Source organism: Ligaoa zhengdingensis (genome assembly GCF_014384885.1).
Classification (GTDB): domain Bacteria; phylum Bacillota; class Clostridia; order Oscillospirales; family Ruminococcaceae; genus Ligaoa; species Ligaoa zhengdingensis.
Genome location: NZ_JACRST010000003.1, coordinates 56,641 through 73,261, shown reverse-complemented (window position 1 = coordinate 73,261; position 16,621 = coordinate 56,641). Strand labels below are relative to the sequence as shown.

Sequence of the window (16,621 nt, the reverse complement as noted above, 5' to 3'; positions counted from 1 at the left end):
ATATCCCACAAATTTAGCGGTTACTATAAAAAACAGTATCATTGCCGACACAAGATGCCCGCAGTTCTCCTGATGAACAGGTAGATACAATCCGCATTACGGATCGCATCTATTTTTAACAATTTACTTTTTCAAAAGTTGCGTGCCTTTTAATACCATCCTTTAAGAAAAATATTTTATTATTGTGAAATTATCTGATAAACCATTAAAAAATATTATTGCCGCTGAGATCACAAGATTGAACAACTCCCCTTCCCGCACAACCCTTACGCGTTCCAGAGGCCTCATGCGCGCATTGCAACAGTGGTACAAACAAAAATCCCCCCGCGAAAGCTCGCGGAGGGCGATCCGATCTATCCCGGTTTTTATTTTGTATTATCGTGTCTTTCACTGCCATTCGCTGAACTACAATTCTGCCGCTGCGAGCAACCTTTGCAGCCCTCACAGCAGCGCCCTTTAGCCATGTTGCGTAGGGTGTGCACCAACAGAACCAGAGCCAGCGCAATCAACAGGATACAAAATCCGATCACAATATATTTTCCCATTTTTATCGTCCTCCATAGCATAATGCCGGACATTTTAGACAAACAGGCTCCCGATCTGATACACCAAAAGCGCCACAACATAGGCGACGCCCGTCTCCATCGCTGCGGTGGCGAGCGCCCACTTGAGCGAATTCATCTCCCGGCGGATCGAGACAAACGCCGAGATACAGGGCATATACAGCAGACTGAACACCATAAACGAATAGGCCGACAGCGGGGTAAATGCACCCGCGAGCGCGGTTTGCAGTGCGGCGCCGCCCGCCCCGTACAGCACACTCATGGTGGTGACCACCGCTTCTTTCGCTACAACGCCCGAAAGCAGCGACACCGACGCCTGCCAGGTGCCGAAGCCCAGCGGGACAAAAATTGGGGCGATAAAAGCGCCGATCTGACCAAACATGCTGGCCGAACTGTCGTCCACCATCTGAAGCGAGAAGCTGAAGTTTTGCAGGATCCAGACCAAAATGCTCATCGAGAAGATGATGGTACCCGCTTTGATGAGAAAGCCCTTGCACTTGTCCCACATATGCAGCATCGTACTTTTCAGGGTGGGCAGACGGTAGGTGGGCAGCTCCATCACAAATGGCGCCGCCTCGCCGCGGAAAAGGGTGTGCTTGAGGATCAGCCCCACAATGATCGCAACCACAATGCCCAGCACGTACATGGAGAAGACCACCAGGCCCTGGTGCTCCTCAAAGAAAATGCCCGCAAACAGCGCATAGATCGGCAGGCGTGCGCCGCAGGACATGAACGGCGTGAGCATGATGGTGAGCTTGCGGTCCTTGTCGTTCTCCATCGTGCGGGCCGCCATCACCGCCGGGGTGGTGCAGCCGAACCCCATCAGCATGGGGATGAAGCTCTTACCGGTGAGCCCCAGCTTGCGCAGCAGGCGATCCATAATGAACGCCGCACGCGCCATGTAACCGCTGTCCTCCAGGATAGATAGGAACAGGAACAGCAGCATGATCTGCGGCAAAAAGGTGAGGATACCGCCGACCCCGCCGATCACCGCGTCCACAATGAGGCTCTGGGTCCAGAACGGCGCGTCCGCCGCAACCAATAGGTGCCGTACCGCAGGCGCGATCTGGCCGTTAATCAGCCACTCCACGGCGGCTTTGAGCCCCTCCCCCACCGGGCCGAACACCACTGAGAACATCAGGAACATCACCAACAAAAAGATGGGCAGCGCGAGCACCCGGTTGGTGACGATGCGGTCTATCTTGTCCGACTGGGTCATAAAGCCGGGGGTGGTGTTTTTCACCACCGTCTTGCCCACCAGTTCGGTGATGTAGCGGTAGCGTGCATCCGCCAGCATGGTGTCGCGGTCGCCGTAACGCGAGGTCGCCTCATACCGCACGATCACATCCTCGATACGGCGGCGTTGGTCGCTGGTCAGCTTAAGCATATCGGCGATTGAAGCGTCCGCCTCCAACAGCTTGCTCGCGTAGAACTGGATGTGGTGGTCGGAGGTGTCCTCGTTTTCCGAAAGAATCAGCAGGATGTCGTTGAGCGCGTTCTGGGTTTGATAGTCGTATTTGATTCGGTGATGCTGCACCTCGCCGCCTGCCGCAATGCGTACCGCCTCGTCCATCAGTTCTTTCATGCCCTCGCCCTTGCGAGCGACAATCGGGATCACAGGGACGCCCATCAGCTCGCCGAGCTGCTTGCAGTCGATATGCTCCCCCTTTTGTTCGACATCATCCATCATATTGACAGCAATCACCATCGGCCGCCCCAGTTCCATCAATTGAATGGTGAGATAGAGGTTGCGCTCGATGTTGGTGCCGTCGATGATATCGATGATGACATCCGGATCGTCGTTCATGATATAATCCCGCGCGCAGACCTCCTCCATCGTATAGGGGGAAAGAGAATAGATTCCCGGCAGGTCCATCACTGCCAGCTCCACGCCGTTGTGAACCGCCCTGCCCTCTTTTTTCTCCACGGTGACGCCCGCCCAGTTTCCGACATACTGGTTAGACCCGGTGAGCTCGTTAAACAGCGTGGTCTTACCACAGTTGGGATTACCCGCCAATGCGATCGTATAGCTCATATCCTCAAACTCGTCCTCTTTTTCTTTTGAAGTCGTTCCGCTTCAGTTTATTCCTAGCCGCGGCGTTTTATGTCTTGCCGCGCCCCGGTAGCGTTCAGTTTTCCAGCAGAATTTTTTCCGCGTCGTCCTTGCGCAGGGACAGCTCATACCCGCGGATGTTGATCTCGATGGGATCGCCGAGCGGCGCCACCTTGCGCACAAATACATCGCAACCGGGCGTCAGGCCCATATCGATCAGCCGGCGCTTGAGTGCGCCCGTCCCCTCGATGGCAATGATCCTGCCGCTCTGCCCGGGGTGCAGATCGCGCAGGCTGTGTTGCTTTTTGCTCATCGTCCAATCCCTCTCTTGTTCCCAGATTTCTGTTAGCTCTGTCTAACAATATTGTAATGCCGCAATCCCCCTTTTGTCAACAAAAAGGGCCCGGGTCAACTCAAAAGAACCCGGTGTATATCCTATTATTTTTGTCTATTCTGTTATATGATGAATACTCAAAAATGTGCAGTTGTTTCAACTACTTTCAATCTTCCCAGTAGATTGTCAACGTGTGAAGCTCCTCATTTCGGGTGTAGGTCACTGTACACGCCTCCTGCGCTTCGCCGAAAACCTCATCCAGGATCGTGAATATCTCCTGTTGTTCAAACAGCATCCAAAGCGCGTCCTCAAAGCTCTCCTGATCTGCAAACCTCACCGAGGTCGCCTGCGCCCCGGCATCTAGGTCTATCTGGGCGAGCACAGCCAGGCGCTCATCGTCATAGCCGTCCAACATCCGCCCCTCGGCGACATAATAGTTCCATCGTGTGGCCGTACAGAGTGGCAGCGCCGCCCCATCATCCGGCTGGTGGGTGAGAAAAAGATCCTCGGTGGTAAGTCCCAGGTAATCGTAAGAGATTTCCAGCCTGCGCTCCTGGCCTGGTTCCGGCACGGGGTCCCCCCAAGTGGTATCGACATAGTAGCTCTCCCCATCGATCCACACCAGATTCCAGGCGTGCGGCTCTCCCCCCTTTACCACGCCGCTGACCAGTTCACAGGGTACGTCCAGCAGGCCGAGCAAATACTGGGTCGCCTTAGCGTATCCGTTACAGACCGATTCCCCATATGCCAGAACGCTGCAAATCGTCTGGCCGTCACGCGCATCCAGGCGATATTCGGTGTTGGTGACGATGTACTCGTAGACATGCTTTACCTTTTCATAGTCGCTTGCATCCGACGGGACGCCCGCCAGACACGCAGCCGCCGATCGGTCGATGAGCGCCTGCAAGTTGTCGCGCTCCTCCCTGCTGTAGGTGTACTCCGGCGTGAAGGTCTGCTCCACCAAAACACCGGCGCGTTTCCGGGTGGTCACCGTACCGTTGGATACCCAGAAAATCTCGGGATGCACGTCGAGCAGCCTTTGCAGTGCCAGGTCGAGATCAGACAGATCGACCGGCGGCAGCGGGATGGACGCCTCATGATCGAGAATCCCCTGCAAAAGCCGCTCGTTCCAGTCCTCTTCCGTCGGCGGGGGCATGGACGGTTCGTCCGGTTCCCCCTCCGGCTCCGGTGGAGCGGGGTGCGGCTGTTCTCGGGGCAACTCCTGTTCCATCTGATAGACCGCTTCCGACCGGCCGGTTCGCTCCTTTGGCGGCAGGGCGCATCCGGACAGCAGCACCCCCGCGAGCCAAAGCGCCGCAAATGCTCTCCATCGCATCTTCACTCCCCCCTTTGCTTGGGTTCTATTCTCGCATAATCCGCTGTAATTGGCAAGAGGCGGCGGATTTCTCAAATAGGGTGTTGCGGTGCCTGAATTGTGGTGATATAATATTTCCATATCAATTTATCTGGTTGGTTGCCATTCTGAAAAGGCTTTTAGGCTGTCAATCCCGGCAGGGTGTCTTTCGCAATGCGGAGGTTCCCTACTGAAAAGGGACAGGCAGTTTTCCTTTTTGAGTCAACTCCGGCAGCTACCGTGAAGAGGAGGACATCCCATGGATCACAACGCTTTGCAAATGGGGCGGCATTCCATGTCCCATATCCTGGCCAAGGCGGTGATGGAGCTGTATCCCACCGCAAAGCTGGCCATCGGCCCGGCGATCGACGACGGCCTTTACTACGACTTTGAGCTTCCGGCCAACCTCACCGCAGAGGACTACGCCCCGATTGAGGCGAAAATGAAGGAGGTTCTGCGCCGCAAGGAGCCCTTTGTGCGCCACGAGGTGAGCCGCGAGGAAGCGATGGAGCAGTTTGCGGATCAGCCTTATAAGATGGAACTGATCTCCGAGCTGCCCGACGACGCGGTAATCTCGATCTACGAGACCGGTTCGGACTTTAAAGACCTCTGTGCAGGCCCTCACATCAACAACGCTCAAGAGCTGCTCTCCTGGGCTTTCAAGATTCATTCGATCACCGGCGCCTATTGGAAGGGGGATTCCTCCCGCCCCATGCTGCAGCGCATCTATGTATATGCCTTCCCCACCAACGCCGAGCTGAAGGCGCATATCGCCATGCTGGAGGAGGCGAAAAAACGCGACCACCGCAAGCTGGGTCCCCAGCTCAACCTGTTCACATTGATGGAGGAAGGACCCGGTTTTCCCTTCTTCCTCCCCAAAGGCATGGTTCTAAAAAACACGCTCATCGACTATTGGCGCGAGATTCATACGCGTTATGACTATGTGGAAATCTCCACGCCCATGATGCTCAACCGCAGCCTGTGGGAGCGTTCCGGCCACTGGGGCCACTACAAAAATAATATGTACACCACCGTCATCGACGATACCGACTTTGCCATCAAGCCCATGAACTGCCCGGGCGGCATCCTGGTGTATCAGACGGAAATGCATTCCTACCGCGACCTGCCGCTGCGCGTGGGCGAGCTCGGCCTCGTGCATCGCCACGAGCTCTCCGGCGCGCTGCACGGCCTGTTCCGTGTGCGCTGCTTCACGCAGGATGATGCGCATATCTTTATGACGTGGGATCAGATGAAGGACGAGATCAAAAACGTCGTGCGCCTGTTCGACGAGGTCTATTCTACGTTCGGCCTCTCCTATCAGATCGAACTTTCCACCATGCCCGAGGATCACATGGGCGACGAGAAGGATTGGGAGTTCGCAACCAACACGCTGAGAGATGCTGTGACCGAGATGGGCAAGAGCTATGAGGTCAACGAAGGCGACGGCGCGTTCTACGGCCCCAAGCTGGACTTCCACCTTGCGGATTGCCTCGGCCGCACCTGGCAGTGCGGCACCATCCAGCTCGACTTACAGCTTCCGGAGCGCTTCGAGCTCGAATACGTGGGTCCGGATGGCAAAAAGCACCGCCCGGTGATGATCCACCGCGTGGTATTCGGCTCTATCGAGCGCTTCATCGGCGTAATCACAGAGCATTTCTCGGGCGTATTCCCCTTCTGGCTGTCCCCCGTGCAGGTCGGCATCGTACCGATCCGCGAAAACCACAACGATTATGCCCTGAAGATTCGGGATACCCTGCGCGCCAATGGCATCCGTACCGAAATTCGGCTGGACGACATCCCGATGGGCACCAAAATCAAGGATTTCCGGCACGAATTTCTGCCCTATATCCTGATCGTGGGCGAGGAAGAAATGAAGAACAATACCGTTTCCCTGCGCGTGCGCTCCGGCAAACAGATCAACAACCTGACTCTGGAACAGTTTGTTGAGGTCTGCAAGGGGTTGAACACCGACCGCGCGCTTGAACTGACGGAGGAATTTTAAGGACAGCTCACATTGTGCTCAAAACGGCCCGGCTAAACAGATTGGCTCTGGGCCGTTTTTTGAAATTTTACTTCCGACATATTTTGACATCGTAGAATCATTCATCGACATAACTCTATTTCATCCCACCACTGAGGAGATGCTTTCGATGCCAATGGAACCTCATGACCTCTTATCGCCCCAAGTCAAGCAAGAAATCGCCGATATTTTCCGCGCCTGCGAGGAAGATACGCCGCGAACGATGTCCATCTGTCAACTGAGCTGGACTTTACAGGAGCAGTACCACACAGCCCATGCCCTTCCAGTTGCTTCTGGCACCGCCGCGCTGTTGGCTGCACTCCGCGTCCTGCACATCACAGAACCGCAGGATGAGGTGATCTGCCCGGTCAACGGCTATCCGGCCATGGTCAACGCGATCGTAGCCGCCGGAGCTACCCCTGTATTTTGTGATGTGGGGGATGACCTGGTGCTCAGCGCGGAGGCTGTCGCGCCATGGATCACCCCGCGCACACGCGCCATCCTGATGATGCAGCGGTTCGGCTTTCCCGGCGATCCGGCTGCTTTCCGCGCGCTGCGCGCAGAACACAGCGGCTTGCGCGTCGTCATCGATGCGCGCCAGGCCTACCTGCCTTATGTCAAATCTCACCACGACCTGGCCTCTTGTGCCGACGCTGTGGTTCTCTCCTTCGGTAAAGGCGGCATCATCAACGCCGGTGGAGGCGGTGCGCTGCTCACGAACGACGCTGAGCTTTCCGTCGCTGCTGCTAATTTCATCCGGCATGGTTCCAGCCAAACTCCATTCTTCCAACAGTTCGGGCTGAATTGTACCATTTCTGAGCTTCAGGCGCTCCTGATCCTCACGCTGCTGGACAGCTATGAGGACCGATATTCCAAACGGATGGGACGCGCTCAAGTGATTTTGCGCGCCCTTCAGCCGCTTGGCTACAAGCCGATCCCCGGTTTCAACGAAACCCCAAACGCCTGCCACCGCTTGATCTTGCAGCTCCCGGATGCAGTGGAGGACCCCCGGCAGTTTATCAGCCGTATCAACAGCGGCGGCGTGCTGATGCGTCAGGCCTTTCCGATGCTGCTCAGCGAGTATTGCGCGCAGCAGGGGCTCCGCTACCGCTCTGTCCCAGACGGATCGTTGTTCCCAAACGCCTCCAAACACAAGGAGCGCTATGTGGCTATCCTGGTGGACAGTCGGAGCGGCCCGGACATGGTGGAACGGCTGCGCCGGCAATCGGCTGCGCTTTTGAATCTGCCACTGACCTAAGCGAACGGCGGTGTAACAAAATAAAAACGCCAGAATGCCTCCCGGCAGATGGAAACCCGAATGGTTGCTTCGGTTTCTTGTTCTGTGAGAGGCATTTTGACGTTTAGGGTTATTGTTTTTTTATTGAGAACCGGCGGATGCCGATTTACTCTAAATTTAGTTTGCGCGTGAGGATGATGTGGGTTGCAATATAACAGCCCGCTGCGGTGAGCAGCGAAATGGCGATGCCTGAGAGCATACTCAGGTTCCAGTAGCTCGAAAGCATCTGCGGACTGTTCGCAGCATTGATGAACGGGATCATCACAACTACGGAAAAGATTCCGCCGATCGTCTGTACCACGATGGAAATTCCAAGGTAGGCGCCGACTGACGCGAGAATTTTGTAGCGGCCGCACAGATGGCCGATCGCGATTGCGGCATAGATTTGCAGGATGCCGTGAATAATACCGATGATCACAGCGGCGACCCATTCCACCACCAGCCAGACGATGCTCATGTGGAATTCCCGCTCGAACAAATCTACAATCTCGCGGAAAATTCGCGGGAACTCCGCAACCATCTCGTTCCAAAGCTCGGTGCCGACCGCCAAAATCAGGCCGGAAAGCATCATCACGACCATGCTCGCCAGAATCCAGATCAGCGACACCAGCAGCTTATTCACAATATTCATCCAGGGCTCCACCGGCAGGGTGAACATCAGGTAGCCCTGGTCGCCCAGCAGATTTTTATAAAACCGCTGGATCATGACGATGTAGGTGACGACAAAGATCGCAACAATCACCATGATATACAGGGTGACGGACAATATTTTCGGTATCATCACCAGTTGGGTGATCATTTCATCCAACTCCTCGGTCTGGAACAGGCTCCAGAACAGCCGGGTGATCCCCGACATCACCAGCAGGGCACCGAAAAATGGCAGGAAAATGCGGGAAGTCGCCTTAAATTCGTATTTCATCAATTTTCCTAGCATCGAAATACCTCCCTGAACAGCGCATCCACCGACTTACCCTGTTGTTCGCGGATGTCATCCACCGACTCGGTCAGCGCAATGTACCCCTGATTGATGAAAATAACGTCGTCCAACACGGGCTCGACATCCGAAATCAGGTGGGTCGAGATGAGCACCGTCGCATTTTCATTGTAGTTACTGATAATCGTGTGCAGGATGTAGTCGCGCGCGGCGGGATCCACGCCACCAATCGGCTCGTCCAGCAGGTACAGGTCGGCCTCGCGGCTCATCACCAGGATCAGCTGCACCTTCTCCTTGGTGCCCTTGGACATCGTCTTGAGCCGGTCCCCTGGCTGAATCCCCAGCCTCTGGAGCATTTCCGCCGCCTTTGGCAGGTTAAAGTTGTCATAAAAATCGCTGAAAAAATGCAGCATTTCATCCACGGTCATCCAATTTTCCAGATAGGTGCGCTCGGGGAGATAGCTGACCTGCCGCTTGGTCTGCACGCCGGGCCGCTTGCCGTCGATCAGGATTTCACCTGAGGTGGGCGTGAGCAGCCCGCTCGCCAGCTTGATCATCGTGGTTTTTCCGCTGCCGTTCGGCCCGAGCAGCCCCACAATCCGGCCGCGATTGACGGTGAGGTTGATGCCGGCCAGGGCCCGTCTGCCGCTGTAAACCTTGGCCAGCGCTCTGCACTCCAAAATTGGCGTCATTTCTCTGTTCCCTCCAATACTTGTTCCATCATCTGCCGGATCTCCTGCCCGCTAAAACCCAGGCTGCGCATCTTTTCCAGAAACTCCTCCACCTGTGTCTTAGCCAATAAATCCCGCAGTTTCCGAATCATCTCTCTGTCCTCCGTAATAAATCTGCCGCTGGTGCGCTGGGTGTACACCAGCCCCCGCCTCTCGAGCTCCGCCAGCGCTTTCTGCATGGTGTTCGGGTTCACCTCGGCCTGCGCCGCCATGTCGCGCACCGCCGGAAGGCGCTCCCCAGCCTGGTAGATTCCTGCCACGATGCGAAGCTCCATTTGCTCGATCAACTGTGCATAGATAGGGCGATCGGATTTCAAATCCCAATTCATCGCTTCGCCTCCTGTACTATTGTATTATTAATTTGATACAATAGTACTCTGTATCTATTCTTTTGTCAAGCAAATTTTTATAAATTGCGGAGTAATCTATAAAAATTCGGCCATCTGGGCTGTCTCCATCCCAGGGCCATTCCAATCTACTATCTTCATATGATTTTGTCAATCAAAGATCGCCCGACAAAAAACGGAAAATCCGCGCCGCTTTTTCCGACTTTTGGTTGCACATCGGAAAAGGCCGTGATATAATAAGGAAAATACCGATCGGTCGTCCGGTCGGTTCAGTTCCAAACGCGAGGATTTGTCCAAGTGTGAGGGATTATTTTACAATTCAGCGGTTCTGACCGGCAAGGGTTCGTCCCAAGCGGAAAGGCGGCGGCAGATCAGGTGTTCCCGTTGCGTTTTTAGCGCAAGGGGCAGCTATGGTGTTTGTTTCAAGCGCCTCTGTGCAGCTATGCCTGCCCGGAGGCGTTTTTTTGTTTAGAACTGCGGAAAGGAAGGTCGATTTTGGTGACGAGAATCGCTTTGATCGGCATCATTGTGGAGGAGCCCTCCTCCACCGAGCGGCTCAACGCCCTCCTGCATGAATTCAGCAATTATATCGTGGGGCGCATGGGCGTCCCCTACCGGGAGCGCGGCATCAGTATCATCAGTATCATTGTGGACGCACCGGCAGACGTGATCAGTTCGCTGTCCGGCAAGCTGGGGATGCTCCCCGGCGTGGCGGCCAAGACGATGTATTCCAAGGCGGGGGGATCGCATGGCAGTTAAAATTGATTCCGCCAAGGAGCTTGCTGGGCTCCTCGCTCTGCCCGATTTCGGTCCCATCTACGCTGAGGCTGACCGCATCCGCCGTGAGACGGTCGGAGATGAGGTGCAGATTCGGGCCATTCTGGAATTTTCCAATTACTGCAAGCGTCGCTGCCGCTACTGCGGGCTCAACTGCGACAACCGCAGCGCCCACCGTTACCGGATGCGCCCGGAGGAAATCCTCCACACCGCGCGCGAGGCTGCACAAGCGGGCTACCAGACGCTCGTTATGCAGTCTGGCGAGGACGCCTATTTCACACCTGAGCTGCTCGGCGAGCTGATCCGCGAGATCAAAACCACCGGTATGGCGGTGACGGTGAGCTGCGGCGAGCTCGACGACGCGGCGCTTGCCCACCTGCGCGCGTGCGGCGCGGACCGCTATCTGCTCAAGCACGAGACGGCCGACCCGGCGCTCTACGACCGGCTGCACCCCTGCGGCACCCTCGCGCATCGGGTGGCCTGTCTGCGCAGCATCAAACGGCTGGGATACGAAACCGGCAGCGGTTTTATGATCGGTCTGCCCGGGCAGACGCTCGACACCGTCGCACAGGATCTGCTGTTGCTGCGTGAGCTGGGATGCGACATGGTGGGGATCGGCCCGTTCATCCCCCACCCGGACACCCCTTTGCGCGGCTGCGCGCAGGGCAGCACCGAGCTCACCAAGCGGGCGGTGGCGCTCGCCAGGATCTTGTTGCCCAAGGCCAACCTGCCCGCGACCACCTCGCTCGGGGTGATCGACGGCGCGGAAAAAAACGACGTCTTTTCCTGCGGGGCCAATGTGGTGATGCGCAAGGTGACCCCAGACCCGTATAAACAGTATTATGAAATTTATCCCGCTCATCTCGACCGGACCGATATCGCGGCCCAGCGCCGGGAGCTGGAGCGGCAGATCAGAAAATTAGGGCGCATTCCGGTTTGACGAAACGCCTATTTTAGAAAGGGATGGATTCAATTGTACGACAAGAAATCGATGGTGGCGACCGAATTTATCAGCGACGAAGAAATTCAGGATACTCTCGCCTATGCGCAGGCGCACAAAAACGACCGCGCATTGGTGGAAACGCTGCTGAACCGCGCGGCGGACTGCAAGGGCCTTTCTCACCGCGAGGCGGCGGTGCTGCTGGAGTGCGACGAACCCGACCTGGTGGAACGGATGTACCACCTGGCGGAGGAGATCAAACAGAAGTTTTACGGCAACCGCATCGTGATGTTTGCCCCCCTCTACCTCTCCAACTACTGCGTCAACGGATGCCGTTATTGCCCTTATCACGGGCAAAACAAGCATATCGCCCGCAAGCAGCTCTCTCAGGAGGAGATCGTCAAGGAGGTCATTGCCCTACAGGACATGGGTCACAAGCGCCTGGCGCTGGAAACCGGCGAGGACCCGGTGCGCTGCCCCATCGAATATGTGCTGGAAAGCATCAAGACCATCTACGGGATCAAACATAAAAACGGCGCGATCCGCCGCGTAAACGTCAATATCGCGGCCACCACGGTGGAAAACTACCGCAAGCTCAAGGAGGCGGGCATCGGTACTTACATCCTGTTCCAGGAGACCTACCACAAACCCACCTATGAATATCTGCACCCCACCGGGCCCAAGCACAACTACGCCTACCACACCGAGGCGATGGACCGCGCGATGGAGGGCGGCATCGACGATGTGGGCTGCGGCGTGCTGTTCGGCCTGAACCTCTATAAATACGACTTTGTCGGCCTGTTGATGCACGCCGAACACCTGGAGGCGGTTCACGGCGTAGGCCCCCACACCATCAGCGTGCCCCGCGTGCGCCCGGCCGACGACATCGACCCCGACGAGTTTGACAACGGCATCTCGGATGAAATCTTCGCCAAGATCGTCGCCGTGCTGCGCATCGCAGTGCCCTACACCGGCATCATCATTTCCACCCGCGAAACCCAGCAGACCCGTGAAAAGGTGCTGCACCTGGGCGTGTCACAGATCAGCGGCGGCAGCCGCACCAGCGTGGGCGGTTATGTAGAACCGGAGCCGGAGGAGGAAAACTCCGCGCAGTTCGAGGTGAGCGACACCCGCACCCTCGACGACGTGGTGAACTGGCTGTTGACCCTCGGCTACATCCCCAGCTTCTGCACCGCCTGCTACCGCGAAGGGCGCACCGGCGACCGCTTCATGAGCCTGTGCAAGAGCGGACAGATCGTCAACTGCTGCCACCCCAACGCGCTGATGACCCTCAAGGAATACCTCGAGGACTACGCCAGCGAGGACACCCGCCGCAAGGGGCTGGCCGTGATCGACCGCGAGCTGGAGCGGATCACCAACCCCAAGGTCAAAGAGATCGCCCGCCGTCACATCCACGAGATGGAGGAAGGGATGCGCGATTTTCGCTTCTAGCGGGCAGCGCCCGCCGGAAATTTGGGGTTGGGCGCTTTCTCTTTCTGCAATGTTTGCTAAAAACATTCCCCATTTTTGCGATATCCCTGTTATTCCAAAAAAGGAGCTGTTTCGATGAGCCTCACCAATACCCCCAGCGCCAACCGCCTGCACATCGGCATCTATGGGCGGCGCAACAGCGGCAAATCATCGCTGATCAACGCCCTCACCGGCCAGGAGACCGCCCTGGTCTCAGATTACGCCGGCACCACCACCGACCCTGTCTACAAGGCGATGGAGCTGCATCCCATCGGGCCGGTGATGTTCATCGATACCGCCGGATTCGACGACGAGGGAGAATTGGGCGCGCTGCGCGTGCAGCGCACCCAGGAGACGCTGCGCAAGGCCGATCTCGCCCTGATGGTGTTTTCTCCGGACGGAGATTTTTCTCAGGAGGCCGGGTGGCTGCGGGAGTTGCGGGAACAAAACGTCCCGGTTGTCGGGGTGATCAGCCAGGCGGATCGCATCCCAAACGTCATCGCACTGTGCGAGGCCGTGCAGAAGGAGTTCTCCCTCTCCCCCATCGTTGTGAGCGCCAAGACGCGCGAGGGCATCCCCGCGCTGCGCGAAGCGATCGCCCGAGCCGTGCCCGAGGGCTTCGAGGCAGCCAGCATCACCCAGAGTCTGGTGCGCGAGGGAGACATCGTTCTGCTCGTCATGCCGCAGGATATCCAGGCGCCCAAGGGCAGGCTGATCCTGCCGCAGGTGCAGACCATCCGCGACCTGCTCGACCGCCGCTGTACCGTCGTCAGCGTGACCGCAGACCGGTTGGAACCTGCCCTGCGTGCGTTGAAAGCGCCTCCCGCTCTCATCATCACCGATTCCCAATGCTTCGAGATGGTTCATCGCGTCAAACCCGACGAAACGCCGCTCACTTCCTTTTCGGTATTGTTCGCCGCCTACAAAGGGGATATCCGCGCCTACGTGGAGGGCGCCGCCGCAATCGACCAGCTCACCGCGCAGTCGCGCGTGTTGATCGCCGAAGCCTGCACCCACGCGCCTCTCCAAGAGGATATCGGCCGGGTGAAGATCCCCCGTGCGCTGCGCAAGCGCTTCGGCGAATCCCTGCGGGTGGACATCTGCGCTGGCGTCGATTTCCCGGTTGACCTCACCCCCTATGACCTGGTGATCCACTGCGGCGGCTGCATGTTCAACCGCCGTTACGTCCTATCGCGCATCCGGCAGGCGCAGGCGCAAGGAGTTCCCATGACCAACTATGGCGTGGCGCTCGCAAAGCTCACTGGAATTCTCGACCAAATTGTCCTGCCTTGATTTTGGTTCATTTTTTAAAATTTTTTGGAATGGCCGCCCTTTTCCCCGGCAATACTTTGTGGGAAAGGAGTTGTTGTCATGACTGCTAAAATTAACCGCGACGGCTGCATCGCCTGCGGAATGTGTGTCGAAATCTGCCCCGAGGTGTTTCACATGGCCGACGATGGGCTCGCTGACGTGCACCAAAACCCTGTCCCTGAGGAGGCCGAAGAGGGAGTCGTCACCGCTCAGGATAGCTGCCCGGTTTCCGTTATCACTGCGGAGGATTGAACACCCCGTTTTCTCCCGCGCACCGGCATAATTGCCGCCCCACAGGGGGACGCTAGGGAGGATATGTATATGAAACAAAAATCGATTGTTTTGGAAGCTCCCTGCGACATTTACAACAGTCGTGCCCGCGATCTGCACTATGCCATTCAAGAATCTGGCGGAGAGGTTTTTATCGAAAAGCTCTCCAGCCACAAAAGCTGCCGGGGAACCCACCTGCTGCCCATTCTCTCCCTCGGTATTGAAAAAGGGGATCAAATCCGCCTGAGCACCTCCGACGGGCACACTGATCTGCCCGACCTTGTTCGCGTACTTTATCAGTAAACCCACAGGCCGCGTCTCCTCCGGGGCGGTGCGGCTGTTTTGTCCGCGCATCAGGAAAAAAACACCGGCAGTATCGACACATAAACGTGCGAAACCGAGATAGGCTATCTATGAGGTGATTGCAATGGATAACGATCTCCGTATCGCCGACCTGCCGCCCCGCGTAGTGGGAGAATTGGACCGGTTACAACGCCAAATCAAGCGCGACACCGGAAAAAGTGTGGTGCTGGTGGCCTATGAGCCCGAGGTACAGCCCACCCCTGTATTCGACGACAGACAGACGATGGGGCACTCCAGCCTCAAGGAGAATACATTTCAAGGGGAACAAAATCTTTACGGAAACATCACACAATGGCATCTATAAATCGGAACTAAAGGGGGAGCGATGCTCCTCCTTTTTCGTTTCCCGAAGGGACTCCGTTGCATTTGTCAGTCCAATGTGGTAGTATAGTAAAGTTCTAAAGATCGCTTGATTGGCGCTGGATAAGGTGCAGCGGGCAAGCCGAAAAAGGGGATTTTACTATGGAAGAAAGCCAAAACAAACTGGGGGTAGAACCGGTCGGACGGCTGTTGTTCCGGCTGGCGGTTCCAGCGATCACTGCGCAGCTGATCAACGCCCTCTATAATATTGTAGATCGCATGTACATAGGGCGGATGCCGGAAAACGGCTCCCTGGCTCTCGCAGCGCTTGGGGTCGCCTTTCCGCTCATCATGATTATCTCCGCGTTTGCCTCATTGGTCGGCATGGGCGGTGCACCCCGCGCCTCGATTAAGATGGGCGAAGGCAACCTGGAGGACGCCAAAAAGATTTTAAACAATTCATTCCTGGTTTTAATCGGCATCTCGGTTGCACTCACGCTGATCTTTTATCTTGGCAAGGAACCGATGCTTGTGGCCTTCGGTGCAACGGAAAACACCCTGCCCTTCGCCAACGATTATTTCTCAATCTATCTGATGGGTACCCTGTTTGTACAGATTTCCTTGGGGCTCAACCAGTTCATCTCTGCGCAAGGGTTCGCCAAAACCAGCATGTTTACCGTGTTAATCGGCGCGATCATCAACATCGTGCTCGATCCAATCTTCATCTTTGGGTTCGGTATGGGAGTACGCGGCGCAGCATTGGCCACCATCCTGTCGCAGTTTATTTCCGCTGCCTGGGTACTCTTCTTCCTTTTCAGCAAAAAAAGCACCCTAAAAATCAATCCAAAGTACTTCCACTTGGAGGCGCGTATCATCCTGCCCGTGCTGGCGCTCGGCGTGTCCCCGTTCGTTATGCAGTCGACCGAGAGTCTGGTACAGATCACCCTCAATTCAGGTCTTAAAACCTACGGCGGCGCGCAGGCCGACCAACTGGTGGGCGCGATGTCCATTCTCATCAGCACCATGCAGTTTGTTATGATGCCCTTGACAGGTCTGACGCAGGGCGCTCAGCCGATCATCAGCTACAACTACGGCGCGGGTAAAATTGACCGGGTGAAACAGGCATTCCGCATCCTGTTGATCAGCGCGCTCGCCTTTTCTTGCACATTGTGGGCCATTTCTATGTTTATCCCACAGGCGTTTGTCGCACTGTTTTCGGATGACCCCGCGCTGCTGGAGCTCGGCGTATATGGGATGCGCATCTTCATGGCCGGCACTCTGCTGATGGGCGCCCAGTGCGCATGTCAGCAGACGTTTGTCGCGCTCGGCCAGGCTAAAATTTCGATGTTCCTCGCGCTGCTGCGCAAAATCATCCTTCTCATCCCGTTGGCGATTATCCTGCCCCATTTTCTGGGATGGAAGGGCATCTTTATCGCTGAACCGGTCGCGGACGTTCTCGCCGTAACCACCACTGTTCTGACCTTTGCCATCTATTCCCGCCGCCTATTTGCACAGCCGCAGGTGCCTGAGCGCGGCTCGCCTGAGTTGTCCTGACAA

16 protein-coding genes are annotated in these 16,621 nt (G+C 56.5%); 10 read left to right on the top strand and 6 right to left on the bottom strand.

Features of this window, described 5'->3' with window-relative positions:
• Positions 1 to 579: 579 nt before the first annotated feature.
• The 3 genes from feoB to H8711_RS03570 all read right to left on the bottom strand — a co-directional run bounded on the left by feoB (position 580) and on the right by H8711_RS03570 (position 4,286).
• Positions 580 to 2,598: a ferrous iron transport protein B gene (gene feoB / locus H8711_RS03580; protein WP_249282167.1), complete on the bottom strand. Its 2,019-nt coding sequence runs from the start codon at positions 2,596 to 2,598 to the stop codon at positions 580 to 582.
• Positions 2,599 to 2,692: 94 nt separating this feature from the next.
• Complete coding sequence (locus H8711_RS03575) at positions 2,693 to 2,929, bottom strand: FeoA family protein (RefSeq protein ID WP_249282166.1); 237 nt, start codon at positions 2,927 to 2,929, stop codon at positions 2,693 to 2,695.
• A 187-nt stretch (positions 2,930 to 3,116) separates the two neighbouring features.
• Complete coding sequence (locus tag H8711_RS03570) at positions 3,117 to 4,286, bottom strand: transglutaminase domain-containing protein (RefSeq protein WP_249282165.1); 1,170 nt, start codon at positions 4,284 to 4,286, stop codon at positions 3,117 to 3,119.
• A gap of 277 nt (positions 4,287 to 4,563) precedes the next feature.
• On the opposite strand from H8711_RS03570, the gene thrS reads away from it, so the two are divergent.
• Together thrS and H8711_RS03560 are read left to right on the top strand one after the other, a co-directional pair.
• The gene (thrS, locus tag H8711_RS03565) at positions 4,564 to 6,306 is read left to right on the top strand and encodes a threonine--tRNA ligase (RefSeq protein WP_249282164.1); all 1,743 of its coding nucleotides are present in this window, start codon (positions 4,564 to 4,566) and stop codon (positions 6,304 to 6,306) included.
• Between the two features lie 148 nt (positions 6,307 to 6,454).
• Positions 6,455 to 7,582 (top strand): DegT/DnrJ/EryC1/StrS family aminotransferase, encoded by a 1,128-nt coding sequence (locus H8711_RS03560; RefSeq protein WP_249282163.1) that lies wholly within the window; start codon positions 6,455 to 6,457, stop codon positions 7,580 to 7,582.
• Positions 7,583 to 7,727: 145 nt separating this feature from the next.
• Here H8711_RS03560 and H8711_RS03555 read toward each other — a convergent pair whose 3' ends face one another.
• From H8711_RS03555 to H8711_RS03545, 3 genes are read right to left on the bottom strand one after another with little or no spacing between them, the layout of a single operon-like run.
• A complete protein-coding gene (locus H8711_RS03555; RefSeq protein ID WP_249282162.1) occupies positions 7,728 to 8,555 on the bottom strand; it encodes a hypothetical protein in 828 nt (275 codons plus the stop codon).
• Positions 8,549 to 9,247, bottom strand: coding sequence for an ABC transporter ATP-binding protein (locus H8711_RS03550; protein ID WP_249282161.1), 699 nt, complete (start codon positions 9,245 to 9,247; stop codon positions 8,549 to 8,551). The genes H8711_RS03555 and H8711_RS03550 overlap by 7 nt, the downstream gene beginning before the upstream one ends.
• Positions 9,244 to 9,615, bottom strand: a complete 372-nt coding sequence (locus H8711_RS03545) for a GntR family transcriptional regulator (protein ID WP_249282160.1) — start codon at positions 9,613 to 9,615, stop codon at positions 9,244 to 9,246. Before H8711_RS03545 ends, H8711_RS03550 begins: the two co-directional genes overlap by 4 nt.
• 513 nt (positions 9,616 to 10,128) lie before the next feature.
• On the opposite strand from H8711_RS03545, the gene H8711_RS03540 reads away from it, so the two are divergent.
• The 8 genes from H8711_RS03540 (at position 10,129) to H8711_RS03505 (ending at position 16,618) form a co-directional block, all read left to right on the top strand.
• On the top strand, positions 10,129 to 10,392 hold the full coding sequence (locus tag H8711_RS03540) for a TM1266 family iron-only hydrogenase system putative regulator (protein ID WP_249282159.1): 264 nt from the start codon (positions 10,129 to 10,131) through the stop codon (positions 10,390 to 10,392).
• A complete protein-coding gene (gene hydE / locus H8711_RS03535) occupies positions 10,382 to 11,350 on the top strand; it encodes a [FeFe] hydrogenase H-cluster radical SAM maturase HydE (RefSeq protein WP_249282158.1) in 969 nt (322 codons plus the stop codon). The genes H8711_RS03540 and hydE overlap by 11 nt, the downstream gene beginning before the upstream one ends.
• 33 nt (positions 11,351 to 11,383) lie before the next feature.
• Positions 11,384 to 12,802 carry a [FeFe] hydrogenase H-cluster radical SAM maturase HydG gene (hydG, locus tag H8711_RS03530; RefSeq protein WP_249282157.1) on the top strand — a complete coding sequence of 473 codons (1,419 nt, stop codon included), beginning with the start codon at positions 11,384 to 11,386 and terminating at the stop codon, positions 12,800 to 12,802.
• Between the two features lie 114 nt (positions 12,803 to 12,916).
• On the top strand, positions 12,917 to 14,113 hold the full coding sequence (gene hydF / locus H8711_RS03525) for a [FeFe] hydrogenase H-cluster maturation GTPase HydF (RefSeq protein WP_249282156.1): 1,197 nt from the start codon (positions 12,917 to 12,919) through the stop codon (positions 14,111 to 14,113).
• Positions 14,114 to 14,191: 78 nt separating this feature from the next.
• Positions 14,192 to 14,383: a ferredoxin gene (locus H8711_RS03520; protein WP_249282155.1), complete on the top strand. Its 192-nt coding sequence runs from the start codon at positions 14,192 to 14,194 to the stop codon at positions 14,381 to 14,383.
• A 69-nt stretch (positions 14,384 to 14,452) separates the two neighbouring features.
• Positions 14,453 to 14,704 carry an HPr family phosphocarrier protein gene (locus tag H8711_RS03515; RefSeq protein ID WP_249282154.1) on the top strand — a complete coding sequence of 84 codons (252 nt, stop codon included), beginning with the start codon at positions 14,453 to 14,455 and terminating at the stop codon, positions 14,702 to 14,704.
• Between the two features lie 124 nt (positions 14,705 to 14,828).
• Entirely contained in the window at positions 14,829 to 15,068 is a 240-nt protein-coding gene (locus H8711_RS03510) for a hypothetical protein (protein WP_249282153.1), read from the top strand.
• Between the two features lie 158 nt (positions 15,069 to 15,226).
• Positions 15,227 to 16,618 (top strand): MATE family efflux transporter, encoded by a 1,392-nt coding sequence (locus H8711_RS03505; protein WP_249282152.1) that lies wholly within the window; start codon positions 15,227 to 15,229, stop codon positions 16,616 to 16,618.
• The last annotated feature ends 3 nt before the right edge of the window (positions 16,619 to 16,621 follow it).

Excerpts from the sequence above, each read along its gene's own strand:
- H8711_RS03570 (WP_249282165.1), bottom strand. The coding sequence starts at position 4,286 with ATGCGATGGAGAGCATTTGCGGCGCTTTGGCTCGCGGGGGTGCTGCTG.
- H8711_RS03555 (WP_249282162.1), bottom strand. The coding sequence starts at position 8,555 with ATGCTAGGAAAATTGATGAAATACGAATTTAAGGCGACTTCCCGCATT.
- H8711_RS03510 (WP_249282153.1), top strand. The coding sequence starts at position 14,829 with ATGGATAACGATCTCCGTATCGCCGACCTGCCGCCCCGCGTAGTGGGA.
- H8711_RS03520 (WP_249282155.1), top strand. The coding sequence starts at position 14,192 with ATGACTGCTAAAATTAACCGCGACGGCTGCATCGCCTGCGGAATGTGT.
- hydF (WP_249282156.1), top strand. The coding sequence starts at position 12,917 with ATGAGCCTCACCAATACCCCCAGCGCCAACCGCCTGCACATCGGCATC.
- H8711_RS03505 (WP_249282152.1), top strand. The coding sequence starts at position 15,227 with ATGGAAGAAAGCCAAAACAAACTGGGGGTAGAACCGGTCGGACGGCTG.
- H8711_RS03560 (WP_249282163.1), top strand. The coding sequence starts at position 6,455 with ATGCCAATGGAACCTCATGACCTCTTATCGCCCCAAGTCAAGCAAGAA.
- H8711_RS03545 (WP_249282160.1), bottom strand. The coding sequence starts at position 9,615 with ATGAATTGGGATTTGAAATCCGATCGCCCTATCTATGCACAGTTGATC.
- hydE (WP_249282158.1), top strand. The coding sequence starts at position 10,382 with ATGGCAGTTAAAATTGATTCCGCCAAGGAGCTTGCTGGGCTCCTCGCT.
- feoB (WP_249282167.1), bottom strand. The coding sequence starts at position 2,598 with ATGAGCTATACGATCGCATTGGCGGGTAATCCCAACTGTGGTAAGACC.
- H8711_RS03575 (WP_249282166.1), bottom strand. The coding sequence starts at position 2,929 with ATGAGCAAAAAGCAACACAGCCTGCGCGATCTGCACCCCGGGCAGAGC.
- thrS (WP_249282164.1), top strand. The coding sequence starts at position 4,564 with ATGGATCACAACGCTTTGCAAATGGGGCGGCATTCCATGTCCCATATC.
- H8711_RS03550 (WP_249282161.1), bottom strand. The coding sequence starts at position 9,247 with ATGACGCCAATTTTGGAGTGCAGAGCGCTGGCCAAGGTTTACAGCGGC.
- H8711_RS03515 (WP_249282154.1), top strand. The coding sequence starts at position 14,453 with ATGAAACAAAAATCGATTGTTTTGGAAGCTCCCTGCGACATTTACAAC.